Origin of the sequence: Roseibium sp., from assembly GCF_965216085.1 — a bacterium.
GTDB lineage: Bacteria > Pseudomonadota > Alphaproteobacteria > Rhizobiales > Stappiaceae > Roseibium.
This window is the reverse complement of the sequence record NZ_OZ244138.1, coordinates 161,987-182,772: the sequence shown is the minus strand read 5'-3', so window position 1 is coordinate 182,772 and position 20,786 is coordinate 161,987. Positions and strand designations below refer to the sequence as shown.

The window sequence follows — 20,786 nt, the reverse complement described above, 5'->3', positions numbered from 1 at the left end:
GGCGCTCTAAGATTGGATTTTCATGTCTATCGGATTTGTTCGCTCGGCCATCGTGCTGGGCCTTTTGGCCGTTGTCGGCCCATTCGCTATCGACCTTTATCTTCCGGCCATGCCGCAGATTGTGGCAGACCTGAACACCGACGATGTCGCCGTGCAGCTGACGTTCTCAGTCTATTTTGCCGCCTTCGGCGTCGCACAACTGCTTTATGGACCGCTCGCCGACCGGTTCGGCCGCCGGCCACCGGTGTTTTTGGGTTTGGTCATTTACATTATCGGCTCGCTGATGTGCGCCTGGGCCGGCGATATCTCCGACCTTACTTTAGGCCGGTTTGTCCAAGCCATCGGCGCGGCAGCCCCGATGGTCGTCGTGCGCGCCGTGATCCGGGATCTTCACACTGGCACGGAAGCTACAAGGCTCATGGCCCTTGTCATGCTGGTGTTCAGCATATCGCCGTTGCTCGCTCCGCTTGCCGGTAGCGGCATCATTGCTTTCGGCAGTTGGCGGCTGATTTTCATGATCTTGGGGCTTTTGGCGTTTGCGTCGATGGTTATGGTCTTTTTCCAGCTCCCTGAGACACTGACGCCTGAACGCAGAACACCGATCAATGCCGCAGCCATGCTGCGCAGTGCAATCTATTTGTGCAAAGATTTCAAGTTTATGGGCCTGACCTTGATCAGCGGTTTTTCCCTGGCGAGTTTCTTTGTTTTCATCGCTTCCGCACCGCTGGTCTATATGACCCAATACGCACTCACACCGACCGAGTTCAGCCTCGTGTTTGCCTTTGGCGCGACCGGTTTTTTTGTGTCGTCACAATTCGCCGCTCCACTCGGAGAACGGTTTGGCATGGCGCCTGTCGCATTGACAGGTGTTGCCGGATTTGCAGCGGGAACTTGCACCCTGTTCCTGCTGGTCTGGAATGGCATTGATCATCTGTACGTGTTGATGACGCTGTTGTTCATCGCCAACGCGTTTCTGGGTCAGGTCATCGCCCCGACCATGGTGATGGCGCTGGAGGACCATGGGGAACACGCCGGCATGGCCTCGTCTTTGGGTGGCACACTCCAGATGGTCGCTGGCGGTGTTATGATTTTCATCTGCAGCCCGTTTTTCGACCGCTCGGCCTTGCCGATGGTCGGCGCGATTGCGCTGTGTGCTGTGTTTGCCTTGGTCCTCGCATTGGCAACGCTCCGGCCCACCCGCCGGAGCAAAGCGGCGGCTTAAGTCAGACTTTTTGGAAGCGCAACATCCATAACGCTGCACGTCTGCCCTACCAGGCCGCTCATAGCGATGTTGCGCTTCAAGAAGACAAATGGAGGCTTTGCTCAAGCCGCCAGATTTCGCTTGTCATTCCCTCAAAGACCTGATGACTTGCCTCCTTGAATTGATACGTGCCGCGCATGACTGCTAGCAGCGGCACCAGCAATTCAGCGACCTCAAACCGTTCTTTCTATGATGGTTCAAGTGCTGATTGCGAATCGAAAGGCCAGGAATGTCAGAAGCGGATTTTCCGGAACAGGAATTTGAAGACCGGACTGAGCGCGCCCAGCGCTTGATGCATGCGCAAAAACTTGACGCGCTCCTGTTCACTACAGAGGCCGAAGTCCGTTATTTCACCGGCTTCCGGACACTTTTCTGGCAAAGTCCGGCCCGGCCCTGGTTCTGCGTCCTGCCTAAGTCCGGCAAACCCTTCGCAGTGATCCCGCAAATCGGTGCCCATCTGATGTCCAGCACCTGGCTGGACGACATCCGGACCTTTGCCGCCCCGCATCCAACCGACGAAGGTGTCAGTCTCTTAAGTGATGCGCTCAAGCCGTTTAAAACCATCGGCATGCCGATGGGCCGGGAAAGTTCCCTGCGCATGCCGCTGCTCGACTTTGAGGCCGTAAAGAGGAACCTGCCCGGAACCACATTCCACAATGCCTCGGACCTTGTGCAACAGGTGCGCCACATCAAGTCGGAAGCCGAAATCGCCATCCATCGCGAGATTTGCCAGATCGCCTCGCGAAGCTTCGAAAGTGCCCAGGCACTCTTTCACGAAGGCCAAAGCCTGAAAGAGGCCTTCCGCAAGTTCAAGATCGATTTGCTGGAACGCGGCGCCGATGATGTGCCCTATCTGGTCGGTGGGGCCGGTCAGGGTGGCTATGGCGATGTGATTTCCCCCCCCACAGATACGCCGCTGCGTGAAGGTGATGTCTTGATGCTCGATACCGGCGCAGTCAAAAACGGTTATTTCTGCGACTTCGACCGGAATTTTGCGATTGGCCATGCCAGTGAAGACGTCAAGAACGCCCATCGGAAACTGGTTGGCGCCGTTCAGGCTGCAGCGCGCATTGCCAGGCCGGGAAAAACCTGCGCGGATCTCTTCAAGGCCATGACCGATGTTCTCGGCCAAGCCGATGGCGACGTCGGCCGCATGGGTCATGGGCTGGGCATTCAGCTGACAGAAACCCCGTCGCTCACCAGTTTCGATCAAACGGTTTTGCAGGAAAATATGGCCCTGACCCTGGAACCGGGCATTGACCTTGGCGGCGGCAAGATGATGGTGCATGAAGAAAACATCGTCATCCGGGATGGTACGCCGGAATTCCTGAGCACTCCGGCGGATCCAGAAATTCCTGTCATTCAATAACAAGAGCGCACGACATGGACCTCAAATTCCAAACAGACAACGGCCTAGCGCATAAAGCTGCCCTTGGACTGATTGTTCTGCAAGCCGATGAAACCATCGAAAATGAGTTCCGGCCGTTGTTTAATCAGGATGGCGTGACGCTCAATCACACCCGCATTGAAAGCGATCCGGAAGTCACGCCAGAAACTTTGATGCGTATGAAAGCTCAATTGACGGGAACCGCCGCCCTTTTGCCGGGGGTCCGGGATCTAGACGTTATCGGATACGCTTGCACATCGGCCTCAACCGTCATTGGCTCTGAGGAAGTTGCCAAAGCCGTTCAAAAAGCCCACCCAACCGCCAAAGTAACCAATCCGGCTGCAGCGGTGCTGGCCGCCCTTGAGCACTTAAACGCAAAAAAGATCGGGGTGGTCACACCCTATATCGCGGAGGTTTCCGAAGCGGTTGTTTCTCTGCTTACGGATAATGGCCTTACCGTTGTGAACCTGGGCTCGTTTGGTCAATCAGAAGAAGCCGTCGTGGCCCGAATTTCTCCGACCTCGGTTGAAGAGGCCATTTGCTCGGTCGGCAATGCTCCAGAAATCGATGCAGTATTTGCTTCCTGCACAAACTTGCGCACCTTCCCGGTAATTGAGGCCTGCGAAGCAAAACTTGGAAAACCAGTTATCAGTTCAAACTCTGCGCTCGCTTGGCACATGATGACGCTAGCAGGCCTTCCAGCGAAGGGCCACGGGCCGGGGCGTTTGTTCGATTAACGCAAAATTCGCCGCCTTTGCGCCACAGTGTGAAAACCAATGCGCCGATCAAGGCGCTTTGCATATTGACTTCCGCCAGTTTCCGGGCAAAAACACCGCCGTCTCGAGTTTTGTCGATTGTGAGCACCTAATGACCCGGCTGAAAGCCGACATTCTGGATATGATGTCTGAAGCCCTTGCCAGCGCAACCTTTCTGCGCGGCGGGACGAAGACGGCTGCCACAACCACATTCAAACACACGACAAAGACAACCAAGACCACCGCTTAAGGTGCCGCTCATCCTGCCTCCCCGGGGATGGGAGGCGCCAGGAGCCAGCCATGCCCTGAAAGATCCGGGCAGCTGGTGAAGCGGGGAGACGGACAAGGACAAGTCGAAAAATGGGTTTCAAGATCGCAATCGCTGGAGCGACCGGCAATGTTGGCCGGGAGATGCTCGACATTCTCGCAGAACGGGGTTTTCCGGCAGATGAAGTCGTGCCGCTGGCTTCCCGCCGCTCGCAGGGCACCGATATTTCTTTTGGCGACAAAACGCTGAAGGTCCAGGCGATGGAGAACTACGACTTCTCCGACACCGATATTTGTTTGATGTCCGCCGGTGGCTCCATCTCCAAGGAATGGTCTCCGAGAATCGGCGCAAAAGGTTGTGTTGTCATCGATAACTCTTCTGCATGGCGCTACGACGCGGACGTGCCGCTGATCGTTCCGGAAGTGAATGCCGACGCCATCACCGGCTTTACAAAGAAGAACATCATTGCCAATCCAAACTGCTCAACCGCGCAGCTGGTTGTCGCGCTGAAGCCGCTGCATGAAGCGGCGAAAATCAAGCGTATCGTAGTCTCCACCTACCAGTCGGTATCCGGCGGCGGCAAGGAGGCGATGGAAGAGCTGTTCAACCAGACCCGCGCTGTCTTCGTGAACGATCCGATCGAACCGGAAAAATTCACCAAACGCATCGCGTTCAACGTCATTCCGCACATCGATGTCTTCATGGAAGACGGCTACACCAAGGAAGAATGGAAGGTGCTCGCCGAAACCAAGAAGATGCTGGATCCGGCCATCAAGGTGACCTGTACCGCCGTTCGCGTGCCGGTCTTCATCGGTCACTCGGAAAGCGTCAACATCGAGTTCGAAAACGAGATCACAGCAGAAGAAGCCCGCAACATCTTGCGCGAAGCTCCGGGTTGCCTGGTGATCGACAAGCAAGAAGACGGCGGTTACATCACCCCTTATGAATCGGCCGGTGAAGATGCGACCTACATCTCCCGGATCCGCGAAGATGCGACCATCGAAAACGGCCTCAACATGTGGGTGGTTTCCGACAACCTGCGCAAAGGCGCGGCGCTCAACACGGTTCAGATCGCCGAGGTTCTGGTCAACCGCGGCCTGATCACACCGAAAAAAGCTGCTGCCTAAAGCACTTATGCGGGCGCCATCCGGCGCCCGTTTTTTCTTCTCTTCCCAGATATCATTGAGACAAGGAGCCCGGCGCCATGCCCGAGGCTTTTTCCGGTTCTTTTCAAGACTTCCAAGCCGTAACACCAAATGCTCGCTTCTCCGACTGGCTGGCAGCTAGAGCCGAGCCCCATTGGAGCGAGGCAACCGACCATGCGTTCACCCACGCGATCGGTGACGGTTCCGTGCCGGATGAGGCTTATGTCCGTTACCTGATCGAAGACTACACCTTCATCACAGATCTGGCTTCGATACTCGGATATCTTGTCGCCAAAGCACCGAGCATGAAGTCTAAATCCCGGCTGTCCGGGTTTCTGGCGTTGCTGACATCGGAGGAAAACGACTATTTTCTTCGGTCGTTTGACGCTCTCGGCGTTTCGGCGGCAACTTATGAAACAGCCGCTCAAGGACCGGTTACACGGGCTTTCGCAGATCTGCTGCTGACCTCTTCCGGCAAAGGCACCTACGCCGAAGGCCTTGCCTGCCTGCTTTGTGCAGAATGGTGTTATCTGACCTGGGGTCTGCGGGAAGCCAAGAAACCCCGGCCAGAAAAATTCTACCTGGCTGAATGGATCGATCTGCACGCCGTTGAGGGCTTTGAAAGTTTCGTCAACTGGATCCGCGAGGAAATGGATGCCGTAGGCGCTGCGCTGCCACCGAATGATCAGGAAAATCTCGCAAAGATCTTCTCCAAGATGAGTGCGCTGGAAGTTGCATTTTTTGAGACAGCCTGGACCGGAGAAGCCTGTCTGCCGGAACTGAACCCAGAAAAGGTCTGATCCTCTCATGTTCGTCTACGAGGCAGCGGCCCTTGGAGCTGCAACGCTTTGGGCCCTCACAGGCTTGATTTCTGCGGGGCCCGCTCAACATTTGGGGGCGATTGCCTTCAACTGTACCCGCATGGCGCTTGTCGCGGTGATGCTTGTCATCTGGGTCGCCGTGACAACAGGGTGGAGCTCAATAGCCGGTGAACATGTGATGCCGCTGATCCTCTCCGGTGTGATCGGCATCTTCATGGGAGACACAGCGCTTTTTCTAACGCTGAACCGGATGGGTCCCCGCCGGACCGCAATGCTGTTTTCCCTGAATGCGCCAATGTCTGCTGTGCTCGGCTGGTTGTTTTTGGAAGAACACCTGTCAGGCACGCAGATTATCGGGATCTTAATCACCTTTACGGGTGTCCTGCTCGCTATCCGCTTCGGCAAACGCAAATCCCAGCTGCACAAATGGGAAAGCATCCGGGGGCCGCTCTGGGCCGGTGTTTTGCTTGGCCTGGCCGCAGCTTTGTCTCAATCAGTTGGCTCGCTGATTGCCCGGCCGGTCATGGAAACCGGCGCGGATCCAGTCGCTGCTTCCAGTTTGCGGGTCGGGATGGCGGCCCTCTGTCTTCTTGCCCTGACACGGTTGCCGGTCTCTTGGGTTAAACCGGCCGGCCAGTTCACACCATCCATCGTTGGCATCATTGCCGTTTCCGGCTTTCTCGGCATGGGCCTCGGCATGACGCTGATCTTGTTCGCGCTGTCCGGTGGCGAAGTTGGCATCATCGCAACCCTGTCGGCCACAACACCGGCCGTGATGCTGCCGATGCTCTGGTGGCGCACGAAGGAAGTGCCAGCACTTGGCGCTTGGGCCGGGGCCGCGCTGGTGATTATCGGCAGCGCACTGCTGTTTGCAAGTTAGCCGGAAACATCCTGTTGCAACAAATCCGGCATGAACGGCAAATCTGTTTTGCCGATGTCGATCCCGGCCTGCATGTAGAGCGTCGACAGCTGGCCCCGGTGATGGGTTTGATGGTTAAACATATGGGTCAGGCATAACCAGCGCGGACGCGTCCGGGTCTTGCCGTCGCTGCGGCTGGTCCATTCCAGAGAACCATCCAGCCATTCACAGGTCAGATCATCTGCAAAATCTTCGATGTCGCCGCACATGGCCCGGTGTGCAGCCTTCAGCGCACCATAGTCTTCATAAAGGTCGACGCCGATTTTATCGACAAAATAGTCCCGGCCAGTGAAGTGGCGCATCCATGCCCGATCGCCGAAAAGCAAGTGATTGAGGGTCGAATGCACCGACTTAAAAAAAGCGCCGCAGTCTTCCTTGCGGGCCGTATCGCTCATCTGATCGGCGGCCACATAAGCTTTGTCTGTCATCCAAGTATTATACTTCGCAAGGCGCTGATAGAGCGCCGGATCTATAGACATGAATCGTTCCAATCAAATTATCGAAGGCCAAAGACCATGTGTCTCCAAAACACCAGGCCGTCCGGGATTTTTCCCAGTGAGAGCCAAAAACAGGTCAGAATTGTGAAATTCTTTTGGCAAGCCGTGATTACCGGCCTGCCGTCTAGACACCATGTCCTGCCTTAGAGGACAGATCTGCCTTCAACTGAATTGCTTTTTGGGTCTCAGCTTAGCTATCAGACACCACAGCGTCCGGCGCGGCTGATGCAAACCGTTCCGTCTCTGAATTCATCACCCGAAGTTCACCAGAGCCGATGTCGAACCAGGCACCATGAAGGTTGAGCGCACCGGACTGAACAGCCTCTTCGATAAACGGGAAAGTTACCAGATTTTTTAAAGACTGGCGGATCCCGGCATATTCCATAGCAAGCTGCGGATCGTCCGACTTGTCGACCGGCATACAAGCCATTGAAATGGCCGCAGGCTCCAGAAGCTTGATCCAACGTCCAATGAACTCGCCGGTGGCCATCGGATCATTGGCATTCTCGCGGAAAGCCTTCACACCGCCACACTGGCCATGGCCCATGACGACGATGTGCTTGACCTTTAGGCCCTTCACCGCAAACTCGATGGCCGCGCTGGTGCCATGCTGACCTTCAGTGTCTTCATAAGGCGGCACAAGATTGGCGACGTTTCGCACAACGAACAGTTCGCCAGGCCCAACGTTGAAGATGCCTTCCGGCGTCACCCGGCTGTCGCAACAGGAAATGACCATAACGTCTGGCTTCTGACCATAAACGGCCAGTCGCTCGTGGGTTTCTTTCACACGGACAAAGCCCTTGTTCAAATACCGGCCATACCCATCCAATAAGTGTGAAGGAAACGTCACTGCACTACTCCTGTTGTCGTGGCACTTTTCCGCGCCAGGAATTTGGAGACGTGTCTTACATTTGTTTCTTGAAAAGCACAATTACGCTGAAAGGCCGATTTTCAGCGGTAGTTGTATTTAAAAACGTTCGGCCCTTAACACCTGACAGTCGGTTACACTGACCACACCAATGTGCCTTTCGACCACTTCAAAGGCGCTTTCCAGCAATTCATCAAGGCGTTCCGGGCGGATGATACACGTGATCGCGACCATCCCGCCGGCACGCGAGACTTGCCCCTCCCGGCTCCAGCGGCCGGAACGGCCGCTGCCACCAAGCACCGGCAAAATCGTGTAGCCCGTAACGCCCGCCCGTTCGATGGCATCGGTCAGGCGGCTTTCCATCGGGGCTTCGATAATGATTTCCACCCGTTTCGCTGAGTTCATCTCCATTGGTTTAACCTCCCACGGCCTGTGCAATGCTCAGATAGAACGGAATTCCGAGCGTCAAATTGAATGGGAACGTGATCCCGAGCGACATGGTCAAATAGATAGAGGGATTGGCTTCCGGCAAGGCCACCCGCATGGCCGCCGGAACCGCTATATAAGAGGCTGAGGCACTCAACGTCATCAACAGCACGGTGCCGCCGGTTGAAAGGCCGATCAGGCTTGCCGCCGCAAGCCCCGCCGCCGACCCAAGGACCGGCATCAAAATGCCGAAACTGATGAGCCCCGGACGCATCTGATGGGCGCTGGCCCGCAAACCCCGGCCGGCAACCAGCCCCATATCAAGCAGAAACAGACACAAAACCCCTTTGAACGGGGACACAATAAAGCTCTCGATCTCTTTCAGGCCGTCCTTGCCAGTCAGGAAACCAATCAGAAAGGACCCGACGAGAAGAACGATCGATCCGTTCAACAGGATTTCCCGCCAAAGGCCTTGTGTATCCTTTTCCCGGGCCTTTGCGGACCCGTTGCCAGAATACTTCGCGACAATCCAAAGAGCGGACAGAATCGCCGGCGCTTCCATCACTGCGGCAACGGCGACCAAATATCCCTCACTGGTGATGCCTTGGCTTTCCAGCACGGACGTCGCGGCAACAAACGTGACGATAGATATGGATCCATAGTGGCCGGCAACCGCCGCGGCGTCGACAACACTCAATCGCGTCATGACGCGCAGGAGCGCAAACGCCAAAAAGGGCAATGCAAAAGATAGAATGGTACCGGCAATCAATGAGAGGATTAAGGTTCCATCGATTCCGTGAGCACTAACGCTGACGCCGCCCTTAAACCCGATCGCGAACAACAGATAAATCGACAGTGTTTTGGCCGCTGCTTCGGGGACCGACAAATCCGAGCGGACAAGCGCCGCTGCCAGTCCAAGCGCAAAAAACAAGATGATGGGCGACACAAGATTTTGTGCCGCCAACCCAAGCACCGTCTCAACCACGATATTCTGCCCCTATGCGGTATGCCTCTTCGGCATTATCCGAGTTTATACGTAACAATACGCATTCGGACGCATGTGGGCATTGTCTGGCTCAGGTCAAGAAGAAAGGTGCCGAAAATCAGTTTCACCGGCCTGGAAAAGCTCAGGTCGCCACATTCACTTTATGCGGCGGGCCATCCGCTTCGGGGTGATCCTGATAGGCATGCCGCACATTTTGCGGCGGCACTCTATCAACGGGTCCCGGCAAAGGATGCACCGGCCCGTGGTCAATGCCGGGCTCTAGCACTTCCAAAGCAGCAGCCTGATAGGCCGCCATACCATCTAGAACGTGACTTTCAATGTGATGATCGTCAATGAGTACGGCCGGCGCCTCATCTGGGCTGCCGGTGTTTTGATCTTGGCGCTCTGCGGTACTCTTTTGTCTGCGGCCGTAGCCGGTGCCATCACCGTCCCGGTCGGCTGGATACTCTGTCGCATGCGCCACGACCTGGGCCGGAACCGGCCGTTCAATCGTCGTCGCCATTTGGGCCTCCTGGCCATCAGAGAAGGACCGCCTTCTGGCGGACCTCCTCCGAGTTTCTCAACAAACAGTTAACGAATCTTTACGTTAGGTTAACTGCTTGTTTCGATAGACGCAATTCTACCAATGCCCGTTGATACGGCTCACGCAGCCTGTTCTGCGCGGCTGCCGACGATCTTAACGACATCGGCCATAATATCGGTCAGTTGGAAGTCTTTTGGCGTATAAACCGCCGCGACGCCCATAGCCTTCAGCTGTGCGGCATCTTCATCCGGGATAATGCCACCGACAACAACAGGAATGTCATCGGCACCGGCAGATCTCAAACGCTCCATCACATCGCGCACCAGCGCCAGATGTGATCCGGAGAGGATCGACAGGCCAATGACATGGACATCTTCTTCCACCGCCGCATTGACGATCTGCGCCGGTGTCAGGCGGATGCCTTCATAGACAACTTCCATGCCGCAGTCGCGGGCCCGCACGGCGATCTGTTCGGCCCCATTTGAGTGGCCATCAAGCCCCGGCTTGCCGACAAGGAACTTGAGCCGCCGGCCGAGTTTCTCCGAAGCTGCCTCAACATCTGCCCGGACCGCAGCCAAGTCACCAGCATCATCGCTGACCGATTGCCCAACACCCGTCGGCGCGCGATACTCGCCGAAGACTTCACGCAAGGTCCGGCCCCATTCGCCGGTGGTAACACCGGCCTTTGCCGCAGCAATGGACGGTTCCATGATGTTGCGGCCTTCATTTGCCGCAGACCGCAGGTCAGCAAGCGCGGCATCGACAGCACCTTGATCCCGAGCGTCGCGCCAGGCCTTGACCTTTTCAATTGCCTCGTCTTCGACATGTTCAGGAACAGTCAGGATGCCACCGTCTTCTCCAGCTGCCAGCGGTGACGGTTCGCTTTCGGTCCACTTGTTGACACCAACAACAACCTGATCACCGCTCTCAATGCCAGAGAGGCGCAAAGAGTTTGATTCCACCAGCTTGCGTTTCATGTAGCTGGATTCAACCGCTGCAACCGCGCCGCCCATGGCGTCAATCCGGGCAAGCTCGTCACGCGCTTCTTCTTTGAGCGCTTCCACCTTGCGGGTAATTTCCTCAGACCCATCGAAGATGTCAGCATATTCCAGGAGGTCGGTCTCATAGGCCAGGATCTGCTGCATCCGGAGCGACCATTGCTGGTCGAACGGGCGCGGCAAGCCCAGCGCCTCGTTCCAGGCAGGCAGCTGCACGGCCCGGGCCCGCGCGTTCTTAGACAGAACTACGGCGAGCATTTCCACCAGGATCCGGTAGACGTTGTTTTCCGGCTGCGGCTCTGTAAGCCCCAAGGAGTTCACCTGAACGCCATAACGGAACCGGCGGTAGCGCTCCTCTTCAACACCGTAGCGTTCGCGGCAAATCTCGTCCCAGAGTTCTGTGAATGCGCGCATCTTGCACATCTCAGTGACAAAACGCATGCCAGCGTTCACAAAGAAAGAGATACGGCCAACGGCTTTCGGGAAATCCTCTTCCGGGATCGCGCCGCTGGCCTTCATGCTGTCGAGAATCGCAACGGCGGTTGCCAGGGCAAAGGACAGCTCCTGGACCGGCGTCGCGCCTGCTTCCTGCAAATGGTAGGAGCAGACGTTCATCGGGTTCCATTTCGGCATATTGGAATAGGTCCACGCGATGACATCTGTCGTCAGGTTGAGCGACGGAGCCGGCGGGAACACATACGTGCCGCGCGACAAGTACTCTTTGATGATGTCGTTTTGCGTGGTGCCGGAAAGAAGCTTGCGGTCCGCACCTTGTTCATCGGCTGCCGCAATATAAAGAGACAGCAGCCACGGCGCGGTCGCATTGATCGTCATGGACGTGTTCATGCGCTCCAGCGGAATGTCATTGAACAATGTCCGCATGTCGCCCAAATGCGCGACCGGTACGCCGACCTTGCCAACTTCGCCTTTGGCCAAAAGATCGTCAGGGTCGTAGCCAGTTTGTGTCGGCAAGTCGAACGCCACTGACAGGCCGGTTTGCCCCTTGGCCAGATTACCCCGGTAGAGTTTGTTGGATTCGGCGGCTGTGGAATGCCCCGCATAGGTGCGGAAAATCCACGGTCGGTCCCGCTCTGTCCTACTATCGCCTGCTGCACTCATGCCGCATCTCCTCCTAAGGCCTTATTTTGCCAGTTATCTTTATCCTGTAGCACCGGTTTGCGGGCCAATCTCCCCAGACCGCAGTGTGCCGGAGTTTCCGCGCGCGCGAAACCCTTTCTCTTGCAATGCAAAATACGGCTGGCAAAAAAACGCAAGTTAAGCAATAGTCGTATAGATACGTATGCTTTTTTGAACAATAGTTGCGTGAATTGGGGTTTTGCCCCAACTGAGCCTTTTGCAAGTGCGAAAGAAATTGGCGCCAAAGAGCCCTGGGAGGGGAGAGTGACAGCAGCAGCGCAAGCCAACGATAATCAAACACGGGGAGATGCTCCGTTGAAAGATCTGTACGAGATTGGTGAAATCCCGCCGCTCGGCCATGTGCCTAAAAACATGTATGCCTGGGCCATCCGCCGCGAGCGCCATGGTGCTCCGGAAGATGCCATGAAACTGGAAGTCGTGCCGACTTGGGAACTGGACAGCCACGAGGTGCTGGTTCTCGTGATGGCTGCCGGCGTCAACTACAACGGCATCTGGGCCGGCCTCGGTGAGCCGATCAGCCCGTTCGATGTGCACGGCGACCCATTCCATATCGCCGGCTCTGACGCCTCCGGCATCGTTTGGGCGGTTGGCGACAAGGTCAAACGCTGGAAAGTCGGTGATGAAGTCGTCATCCACTGTAACCAGGACGATGGCGACGACGAAGACTGTAACGGCGGCGACCCGATGTACTCAACGTCCCAGCGGATCTGGGGCTATGAGACCGGTGACGGCTCCTTCTCACAGTTCACCCGTGTTCAGGCTCAGCAGCTGATGCCGCGCCCGAAGCACCTGACCTGGGAAGAAAGTGCGTGTTACACACTGACGCTTGCGACAGCCTACCGCATGTTGTTCGGCCATCACCCGCATGAGCTGAAGCCCGGTCAGAATGTTCTGGTTTGGGGGGCTTCCGGCGGTCTTGGATCTTATGCGATCCAGCTGATCACCGCCGCCGGCGGCAACGCAATTGGCGTGATTTCCGATGAAGACAAACGCGACTTCGTGATGGATCTCGGCGCCAAGGGCGTGCTCAACCGCAAGGACTTCAATTGCTGGGGCCAGCTGCCGACGGTTAACTCACCGGAATATGCAGACTGGTTCAAGGAAGTCCGTAAATTCGGCAAGGCCATCTGGGACATCACCGGCAAGGGCAACAACGTCGACATCGTCTTTGAACACCCGGGCGAAGCCACGTTCCCGGTCTCGACCTTCGTCTGTAAAAAAGGTGGCATGGTTGTAATCTGCGCGGGCACCTCCGGCTTCAACTGCACCTTCGACGTCCGCTACATGTGGATGCATCAGAAGCGTTTGCAGGGGTCGCACTTTGCTCACCTGAAGCAGGCATCGGCTGCCAACAAGCTGATGATCGAACGCCGGATCGACCCGTATATGTCGGAAGTGTTCCCTTGGGATCAAATCCCGCAGGCACACACCAAAATGTGGAAGAACCAGCACGCGCCGGGCAACATGTCCGTTCTCGTCTGCGCTCCAACCACGGGTTTGAGAACCCTGGAAGACGTCATTGAAGCCGGCAAACGGTAACCACATCTCCCCGAAGGCTTAGACTGAGCCTGATGCAGCCTGCCGGCCCGATCACTCGGGCCGGTCTTTTTTATTGTTGCGATGTGCTCTAAACGGCAGCCAGCATCCTGACCTGTTTGGTAAAACGGGAGTGCTTCAAGCCAAAGATGTGATGAAGGATCGTATCAACATCTTGTGGGTAGAAAGGCTTTCGTAAAAACGCCCTGGCCCCCACATGCTCTGCCGCGGTATCAAGTTCGGCGCTCATTTCTGTCGACATCAGCACCACTTCAGAACGCGCCGCATGAGCCGCGATTTTTTGCGCCAGCTCAATTCCGTTCATGTTGGGCATGTTAAAGTCGCTGAAGATAATTTGGTACCGCTTCGCTTTGACCATTTCTAGCGCCGACGTGCCGTCATCCGCCTCATCGATATCCAGGTCAAAAATACTCTTCTTCAAGACCTTTCCCACGATCTTTCGGACAGTCGCTGAATCATCAACAATCAACGCATTGTAGCGAGCGCGGATCGTATCGTATGTCTTTAGGATCTGGTGGACTTGTTTGTTGGTAAAGGGTTTCTCCAGGAAGTCGTAGGCACCGAAAGATTTCAGCTTTTCTTCTGCCGATGCATCCAGCGAGTTCGACATCGAAATTGCGAAGGTTTTGCCCCCCATTACATGGATGGCCGCCATCACTTCGACACCGCTCATTTGCGGCATGTTGATGTCGAGAAAGGCCAAATCGTAAGCCTGTTCGCTGAGCTTTCGAACAGCTTCCTGGCCATCCTGCACCATTGAAATGTCTATCTCACGGCCAGTTTGTAAAAGAGCCCGCTCAATAAACTTGCAAACCGTTGACGAGTCATCGGCGATGATCGCCCGAACCTTCTCCATATTGTCATTTTTCCCAATAACAACTAGAAACTTTTTATCCAAACCCTATAAAAACAACAATATACTTAGATTTTACTAAGGAAACACAATCACTTAGACAAACGAAATCTTATTCATTTCTACGTGGCTATTTTTTACGACCCTATCCTGCCAGTCCCATTTCTGCTTTTTTTTGCCGACACAGTCACTGCGTCGAATCACCAAATCGCTCAAGCAACAGGCCGTTGTCTCAACATGCACGCAACTCTCCGGAAAATTTCCGCTCGTTTCCTTCTGGTTCCTATGGTGCTGGCAGCGGCATTGCTTTCCGCTTGTATGAGCGAAAGACTGCAAACGCCGACGTTTTATCAAGATCTTGCAAAAACAGATGGCCAAGTTGATGCAGCAACCGCGGCCCAGATGATTTCTCAATACCGGATCAATAATGGCCTTCCAGCCGTGACGCCAGACGCGCAATTGAGTTCAATTGCGCAGACACAGGCCAATGCTATGGCGGCAGCCGGCTCAGTGCGGGCATCGCTTGCGCACAATCTAAAACTGGAAACCCGTCTCGCCGCCATTGGGGAACCCAAAACAGCCGCGTCTGAAAATGTCAGCGCTGGCTACCGGACATTTGCCGAAGCTTTCTCCGGTTGGCGGGAATCCCCCAAACACAATCAAGTGCTTCTGGCCCAAAACGCAACACGTCTTGGCATTGCAACGGCTTATTCCGCCAATGCCAAACACAAGGTTTTCTGGTCACTTATTCTTGCGGACCCAAAACCGGGCCAATAGTTTGGTCCAACCGGACGAAAATCAATACCGGCGGTATCCTGGCAAAGGCTGTACGCGCACCGGACCGCGTCCGTAGACCGGATAATTCCCGCGATACCGGGGTACTCCGACGTAAATCCCCGTCCTCGGGATCGGTTGACCGTAATACTGGCCCTGAACGCCGTAACTAAGATATTTGCCGGACACCCAGCCTTTCACCGTCGAAAACGCCGCGTCGCACCACTTGAAATCCGCGGTACATCCAAAAACGGTTACCCCACCGCCCTGCGGCACAGTGGTGATCACAGGATAGTTGGTTCCAGGCCCCGCGCGCATATTCAAGTTTGCTGTCGTATAGGCAATGGCGGGCCCTCCGGTCTGGGCCAATGCCGGTGACAGCATTACGATCGCAGCAGCAAGCGCAAGCGGCAAGCGGTTCAACATCTTTCAAAACTCCAAAAATATGCACCCAGACCCGCGAACATGTGGGTCCACAACATGGCAAAAATATAGCGCTGTTCCGTCTGGCCCCTCCGGCAGCCCCAATAAATTCGGCCTTGATTCTAAACGCCTGAACAGACTTGATAGAAGATCAGGTTCAAGGGGCACTCAAAACATGACTTTCCACATTTCCAAACTGCTCGGCCAGAAATCCAGATCGCTTCTGACCGCTGCAGTCGTAGCTGTTCTGGCGCTTACTATTCAGACACATCCAGTCAGCGCCTTCGATAGTCATGCCGGATACTATTATCCTGAAGCGCAAACGCGCGAACCATATGTTTCGGAAATTGAAGTTGCCCCGGATGCAAGCAAACGGTCGCGGGCGGCTTTTGTTATTGGACTTGCCGCCCAACAGGCCAAACAAGCCTATGCCCCTGGTTATCACCTGTTCGCCAAGGGAGGTGAATTGGAAAAACTGATCATCGTCGCAACGGGCGATGGGCAATACGACACGCTCTTCCGAATGAGAGCCCTTTTGGCCTCCCTGACGTCAATGGCGCGAGGGACGGAACTGTTTGCCCGGACAGATGCACCGCAGGATCTGAACTTTCTGGATTTCTGCAAGCTGATCGGCTTCAAGCAAGTCACAGTCAGCAACGGCAAGGACGTTACGCACCAAATCAAAGTGCAGTAGTCAGCAGCGCGCCCGGGAGAGATCCCGGGCAACAAGCTCTGTGAATGCCACTGATAAGCCGTAGCCTACCGCTTCAAATCGCCGTTCAGCCAATCGCGGAATTGTGACTTTGTGCCGAAGAAGGCATTGCGGTCAACATCCCCCTTGATGCCTGGGATCCGGCCTTCGGCCGTATACTGCCAGAACACCCAGTCGTCGCGCTGGTCATAAATGTTGTTCGGATAGCTTGCGACTGAACGCAGCCAAAAGTGTTCGCCTTTCAAAGCGCCAACGAGACGGTCCCGGTGAAAATCAACGGAAGAATAGATCACCGGCCGTTTGCCGTAGTGCCGTTCCATTTCATCCAGGAAGACTTTCATATCCCGAAGGATTTTGGTCCGGCCAGGCCGTTTTTGACAGGTCTTGGAGTGCGCATTCCACTCCATATCCAGAACCAGTGGCAAAGCCTGCGGGTCTTGAGGAACGATTTCCTTGACCCATGAAATCTGCTCTTCCACCGGCCGGCAGAAGTAATAGAAGTGATAAGCACCGCGCGGGACCCCGGCTTTTCGAGCGTCAATCCAGTTGTCGACAAAACGTGGATCGACGTGATCGCCGCCCTCCGTTGCCTTGATCCAGGCAAAGGCCACTCCAGATTTGCGCGCCTGATGCCAATCGATATCGCCTTGCCATCGGGAGATATCAATACCGTGGACGGCAAAGTCCTCAGGTGTCGGATCGGGGAAATCGTAAGCGGAACAGCCGCTTAAAACCATAAAACCAATCAGCGAACAAAACGTTTTGACCAGTTCCAGCACAGCCACCTCGACAAGGTAAAGAAAAGCTTTCTCTAGCCGTTAAAATGCGAAGAAGTTCCTAACGGAAGATGGACAATTTCAGAATTTCTCCGCAAAAACACGTAATCCACCGGCTGGGCACTCCGGTAACTGCGGAATAAGGCGGTTCAAAGACGAGAAGACCGGAATTGTGGCATTCTCATGTGGATGATTTTTTTTGAGATTGGTGCCGGCGAAACCTGTCCTCCTTTGAGGAGAATTCAGACAGTGATGAAATCGGGTTGACCGCACCCCCGCAATTATTGACGATCCGGCGTCTGCAGGCTAACCCGCTTGTAGAATTTCATCTCGACCTTGCATAAACCTTCAAGGAACCTCATGACAGACCGGCTGAAACTCGTCACCTGGAACATCAACTCCGTGCGCCTGCGCATGCCGATCGTCGAACAGCTGATCGAAGAAATTGCACCGGACGTCATCTGCCTGCAGGAAACCAAATGTCCGGACGCCAATTTTCCGGAAAAAGCCTTCCGGGCAGCAGGTTTTGAGCACATGGCGATCAATGGTCAGAAGGGTTACCACGGCGTTGCAACCCTCTCGAAACTCCCCTTGAGCAACATTGAAAAACGCGATTTCTGCAATGTCGGCGACAGCCGGCACGTGGCCGTCGACGTGGCCTTCAACGGCTCCAGCCTGCGGGTGCATAACTTCTATGTTCCAGCTGGCGGTGACGAGCCGGACCGCGAGAAAAACGACAAGTTCGGCCATAAGCTGGATTTCATGGCCGAGATGAAGGAGTGGCTGCAGGGCGCGGAGACCGCCAAACCGGCCGTCTTGGTCGGCGATCTCAATGTTGCGCCCTATGAACACGATGTCTGGTCGCACAAGAAACTCTTGAAAGTGGTTTCACACACACCGATTGAAACCGAGCTCTTCGAAGACGTGCGCGAGACCGGAGGCTGGCTGGATGCCATGCGCCAGTTCACGCCGCTGGAAGAAAAGCTCTACACATGGTGGAGCTACCGGGCGAAAGACTGGTCGGCTGCGGACAAGGGCCGCCGTCTAGACCATATCTGGGTGTCCGAACCCGCCGCCCCTCATATCAAGAGCACCGAAGTTTTGCGCGCCGCCCGCGGTTGGGAAAAACCTTCCGACCACGCACCGGTGATTGCCGTGTTCGAGGCGTAAGAAGGCCCCACAGTCTACTGTTGATTGACCGATTGCCGGGCACGTTGTCGGTGAGCTTCGACCTTTGCCCGGTTGCCGCAGGTTGCCATATTGCACCAGCGGCGCCCCCGGCCACGCCCCGTGTTCAAGAAGAACCAGGTGCATCGCTCGCATTGACGCAGGCGGTGCAGCTCCGGCGACTGCAGCAAGTCGTGAACCAACAGAGCAAAACTGTCAGTGAAGCAGTTCTTGGCATCCCGTGACGCCGTCCATACGGCCGGAGTTTCTGCCAGATTGAGAGAGGCCCGCTGCAAAGCGGCTTTTAAATACGCCTCCAGCACCTTGTAGGCCGGCTCGGATTTTGCGGTGCTGCCCAGCCGGGCGCACAAGGCCTCATAAGCAGCCTCCCGAAACCGGACCACATCTTGGACATCTTTATCGGTGGGTGACCGATCCACCGGAAACCGGTTTGCCGCACCACATGCCGCAACCCATTCGGCAAGATCGGTCGGTGATTGCAACCGGTTTTCTGTGCGCGATTTGCCCACATCACTGACTGTGTTGAGAAAATCAAGGGCGGGATGCCCTGCAATAAAATTCTCCTCAGCCCACATATGTAACCTCTATTCTATTTTTTAAGGTTACAAAAGGCAGATGATACTGTAACCGTTATTCTGAGATATTCCATTACATCGAGAAAAGCCATGCTGACTTTGTCCGACCGTTATACGCACAATGGAAATGCCGTTGCCTGGGGCCGCCTTGGCAGTGGGCCGCCTCTGGTGCTTGTGCATGGCACCCCGTTTTCCTCCCAGGTCTGGCGCAAGATCGCCCCACTCCTAGCCGAGCGCTGGACCGTCTACTTTTTCGACCTGATCGGATACGGCCAGTCGGAGCAGCGAGAGGGTCAGGACGTGTCGCTGGCTGTCCAGAACGGTCTGCTTGCCGCCCTGTTCAATCATTGGGGACTAGAGCGGCCGGAGTTGCTGTGCCACGATTTTGGCGGCGCAACGGTGCTGCGCGCCTATTACCTCAACAATCTCAGATACAAACGGATGACGATTTTCGATCCGGTCGCCGTCGCGCCCTGGGGATCCCCGTTTGTGGCCCACGTCCGTCAATATGAAGCGGCCTTTGCCGGCCTGCCTGGCTATGCCCATGAGGCGCTCTTGCGCTCCTATCTGCAAAGCGCTGCCCATCGCCAACTGACTGAAGACGCCCTGCAGACCTATATGGCACCCTGGCTTGGTGATGCAGGACAACCGGCATTTTACCGGCAGATCGCGCAGATGGACCAAAAATACACGGACGAAATTGAAAGCCGCTATGCCACCCTTGATTGCCCAGTGACCCTGTTATGGGGTGAAAAGGACGAATGGATCCCGCTGGACCGGGGCGAAAAACTTGCCAGCCTGCTGACAGGCGGGAAAATCAAGGTCATCCCGGACGCAGGCCATCTTGTTCAGGAAGATGCTCCCGAAGCCATCGTTGCGGCCATGTTCCAGCGAGAGTGTTGATCAACGTTAGAACGATTAGCCCGGATACCGGATTTCCGTGCGGTTTTCCGGCCGCGCGGTCCACTCAAAATAGGCTTTGTGGAGTGCAGTGGTTACAGGGCCCGGCGCATCGTTTGAAAAGATCCGGTCATCCACACGGCTGACCGGGGCTACTCCGCCGCCAGAAGTGGTGATGAAGACCTCATCACTTTCCAAAAACTCGCTGAACGGCAAGGGCCGGATCTCAACGGCCAATCCCATTTCTTGGGCGATATCCAAGACAGTCTGACGGCTGATACCTTCCAGAACGCCCGTGTCGGCCGTCACCAGCCTGTTGTCCTTAACCGCAAAAACATTGAAACCAGGCCCTTCCGTGACATTACCGGCGGCATCCAGCAGGATCACGCTCTCCGCCCCGACGTCTTTTGCCTCGAACAAACCCTTGGTGAAATCGCCCCAATGGTAGTTTTTAACCTTCGGATTGACGCTTTCCGGCGGTATCCGGCACACCGTGTTGGCGACATGAAGATGCGCGCCTTTTTCGGCAATTTCCGGCCGGATGACATGGATATAGGGCACACACCAGGCAAAGAAGTGATTGCGGCAATCCCGCGGATCACGGGAGCCAGGCACCATATTGACACCTCTGGACGTCACCATCGCGACATAGGCTTTTTTCAAACCCGTTGCGCCGACCAGTTCATGAAGCACCGCTTCAATGTCCTGATCGCTCAAGCCCGGATCAAGCCGCAGTTCGGCCATCGACTGCCGGAACCGGGCGAGATACAGCGGCAACCGGAAAAACGCTCCATCCAGCACCGGCACCACATCATAGGTGATGTCGGAATGAATCAGCCCCCAATCGGTGACCGGCAGCGCCGCCTCGGAAACCGGCATGAGTTTGCCACTCATCCAGGCAGCACCGGTTGAAAGATCAGGCGCATTCGCTGTTACAGGCGTTTCATTCTGGGAGAGCATTCTATGTGGCTTTCTCAAGTGTCAGCGGCAGGAAAT

23 protein-coding genes are annotated in these 20,786 nt (G+C 55.7%); 12 read left to right on the top strand and 11 right to left on the bottom strand.

The features are described from left to right. Positions 1–22: 22 nt before the first annotated feature. The 7 genes from ACOOFE_RS00935 (at position 23) to ACOOFE_RS00905 (ending at position 6,517) form a co-directional block, all read left to right on the top strand. A complete protein-coding gene (locus ACOOFE_RS00935; RefSeq protein ID WP_420413250.1) occupies positions 23–1,222 on the top strand; it encodes a multidrug effflux MFS transporter in 1,200 nt (399 codons plus the stop codon). A 268-nt stretch (positions 1,223–1,490) separates the two neighbouring features. Further along, positions 1,491–2,630, top strand: coding sequence for a M24 family metallopeptidase (locus ACOOFE_RS00930; protein WP_420413249.1), 1,140 nt, complete (start codon positions 1,491–1,493; stop codon positions 2,628–2,630). 14 nt (positions 2,631–2,644) lie between these two features. Next, complete coding sequence (locus ACOOFE_RS00925) at positions 2,645–3,385, top strand: maleate cis-trans isomerase family protein (RefSeq protein WP_420413248.1); 741 nt, start codon at positions 2,645–2,647, stop codon at positions 3,383–3,385. A 130-nt stretch (positions 3,386–3,515) separates the two neighbouring features. Continuing rightward, positions 3,516–3,653: a hypothetical protein gene (locus ACOOFE_RS00920; RefSeq protein ID WP_168206283.1), complete on the top strand. Its 138-nt coding sequence runs from the start codon at positions 3,516–3,518 to the stop codon at positions 3,651–3,653. 110 nt (positions 3,654–3,763) lie between these two features. Beyond that, entirely contained in the window at positions 3,764–4,798 is a 1,035-nt protein-coding gene (locus tag ACOOFE_RS00915; protein ID WP_420413247.1) for an aspartate-semialdehyde dehydrogenase, read from the top strand. Positions 4,799–4,875: 77 nt separating this feature from the next. Continuing rightward, positions 4,876–5,616 carry a TenA family protein gene (locus ACOOFE_RS00910; protein WP_420413246.1) on the top strand — a complete coding sequence of 247 codons (741 nt, stop codon included), beginning with the start codon at positions 4,876–4,878 and terminating at the stop codon, positions 5,614–5,616. Positions 5,617–5,623: 7 nt separating this feature from the next. Further along, entirely contained in the window at positions 5,624–6,517 is an 894-nt protein-coding gene (locus ACOOFE_RS00905; protein ID WP_420413245.1) for a DMT family transporter, read from the top strand. Here the strand turns inward: ACOOFE_RS00905 and ACOOFE_RS00900 are convergent. From ACOOFE_RS00900 to ACOOFE_RS00875, 6 genes are all read right to left on the bottom strand, one after another. Further along, positions 6,514–7,035: a DinB family protein gene (locus tag ACOOFE_RS00900; RefSeq protein ID WP_420413244.1), complete on the bottom strand. Its 522-nt coding sequence runs from the start codon at positions 7,033–7,035 to the stop codon at positions 6,514–6,516. The two genes, ACOOFE_RS00905 and ACOOFE_RS00900, sit on opposite strands and share 4 nt — an antisense overlap. A gap of 208 nt (positions 7,036–7,243) precedes the next feature. After that, positions 7,244–7,903: a carbonic anhydrase gene (locus tag ACOOFE_RS00895; protein ID WP_420413243.1), complete on the bottom strand. Its 660-nt coding sequence runs from the start codon at positions 7,901–7,903 to the stop codon at positions 7,244–7,246. Positions 7,904–8,020: 117 nt separating this feature from the next. Further along, on the bottom strand, positions 8,021–8,332 hold the full coding sequence (locus tag ACOOFE_RS00890; RefSeq protein ID WP_420413242.1) for a P-II family nitrogen regulator: 312 nt from the start codon (positions 8,330–8,332) through the stop codon (positions 8,021–8,023). A gap of 4 nt (positions 8,333–8,336) precedes the next feature. Then, positions 8,337–9,332 carry a sodium-dependent bicarbonate transport family permease gene (locus tag ACOOFE_RS00885; RefSeq protein WP_420413241.1) on the bottom strand — a complete coding sequence of 332 codons (996 nt, stop codon included), beginning with the start codon at positions 9,330–9,332 and terminating at the stop codon, positions 8,337–8,339. A 142-nt stretch (positions 9,333–9,474) separates the two neighbouring features. Then, positions 9,475–9,855 (bottom strand): hypothetical protein, encoded by a 381-nt coding sequence (locus ACOOFE_RS00880; RefSeq protein ID WP_420413240.1) that lies wholly within the window; start codon positions 9,853–9,855, stop codon positions 9,475–9,477. A 140-nt stretch (positions 9,856–9,995) separates the two neighbouring features. Continuing rightward, entirely contained in the window at positions 9,996–11,993 is a 1,998-nt protein-coding gene (locus tag ACOOFE_RS00875) for a methylmalonyl-CoA mutase family protein (protein WP_420413239.1), read from the bottom strand. 282 nt (positions 11,994–12,275) lie between these two features. Between ACOOFE_RS00875 and ccrA the strand changes: the two genes are divergently transcribed. Beyond that, on the top strand, positions 12,276–13,571 hold the full coding sequence (gene ccrA / locus ACOOFE_RS00870) for a crotonyl-CoA carboxylase/reductase (protein ID WP_141184675.1): 1,296 nt from the start codon (positions 12,276–12,278) through the stop codon (positions 13,569–13,571). An 88-nt stretch (positions 13,572–13,659) separates the two neighbouring features. Here ccrA and ACOOFE_RS00865 read toward each other — a convergent pair whose 3' ends face one another. Next, positions 13,660–14,445, bottom strand: a complete 786-nt coding sequence (locus ACOOFE_RS00865) for a response regulator (protein ID WP_420413238.1) — start codon at positions 14,443–14,445, stop codon at positions 13,660–13,662. Positions 14,446–14,679: 234 nt separating this feature from the next. On the opposite strand from ACOOFE_RS00865, the gene ACOOFE_RS00860 reads away from it, so the two are divergent. After that, positions 14,680–15,219 carry a CAP domain-containing protein gene (locus ACOOFE_RS00860; protein ID WP_420413237.1) on the top strand — a complete coding sequence of 180 codons (540 nt, stop codon included), beginning with the start codon at positions 14,680–14,682 and terminating at the stop codon, positions 15,217–15,219. Positions 15,220–15,240: 21 nt separating this feature from the next. Here the strand turns inward: ACOOFE_RS00860 and ACOOFE_RS00855 are convergent, their stop codons facing one another. Continuing rightward, a complete protein-coding gene (locus tag ACOOFE_RS00855) occupies positions 15,241–15,642 on the bottom strand; it encodes an SH3 domain-containing protein (protein ID WP_420413236.1) in 402 nt (133 codons plus the stop codon). 172 nt (positions 15,643–15,814) lie between these two features. On the opposite strand from ACOOFE_RS00855, the gene ACOOFE_RS00850 reads away from it, so the two are divergent. After that, positions 15,815–16,333, top strand: a complete 519-nt coding sequence (locus ACOOFE_RS00850; protein WP_420413235.1) for a hypothetical protein — start codon at positions 15,815–15,817, stop codon at positions 16,331–16,333. Between the two features lie 65 nt (positions 16,334–16,398). Here the strand turns inward: ACOOFE_RS00850 and ACOOFE_RS00845 are convergent, their stop codons facing one another. After that, positions 16,399–17,088 carry a GH25 family lysozyme gene (locus ACOOFE_RS00845; protein WP_420415655.1) on the bottom strand — a complete coding sequence of 230 codons (690 nt, stop codon included), beginning with the start codon at positions 17,086–17,088 and terminating at the stop codon, positions 16,399–16,401. A 399-nt stretch (positions 17,089–17,487) separates the two neighbouring features. Between ACOOFE_RS00845 and xth the strand changes: the two genes are divergently transcribed. Then, a complete protein-coding gene (gene xth, locus ACOOFE_RS00840) occupies positions 17,488–18,297 on the top strand; it encodes an exodeoxyribonuclease III (RefSeq protein WP_420413234.1) in 810 nt (269 codons plus the stop codon). A gap of 14 nt (positions 18,298–18,311) precedes the next feature. Here xth and ACOOFE_RS00835 read toward each other — a convergent pair whose 3' ends face one another. Continuing rightward, positions 18,312–18,890, bottom strand: a complete 579-nt coding sequence (locus tag ACOOFE_RS00835; RefSeq protein WP_420413233.1) for a CGNR zinc finger domain-containing protein — start codon at positions 18,888–18,890, stop codon at positions 18,312–18,314. Positions 18,891–18,980: 90 nt separating this feature from the next. On the opposite strand from ACOOFE_RS00835, the gene ACOOFE_RS00830 reads away from it, so the two are divergent. Beyond that, positions 18,981–19,793 carry an alpha/beta fold hydrolase gene (locus ACOOFE_RS00830; RefSeq protein WP_420413232.1) on the top strand — a complete coding sequence of 271 codons (813 nt, stop codon included), beginning with the start codon at positions 18,981–18,983 and terminating at the stop codon, positions 19,791–19,793. 15 nt (positions 19,794–19,808) lie between these two features. Here ACOOFE_RS00830 and ACOOFE_RS00825 read toward each other — a convergent pair whose 3' ends face one another. Continuing rightward, complete coding sequence (locus ACOOFE_RS00825) at positions 19,809–20,750, bottom strand: aminotransferase class IV (RefSeq protein WP_420413231.1); 942 nt, start codon at positions 20,748–20,750, stop codon at positions 19,809–19,811. Positions 20,751–20,786: the final 36 nt, after the last annotated feature.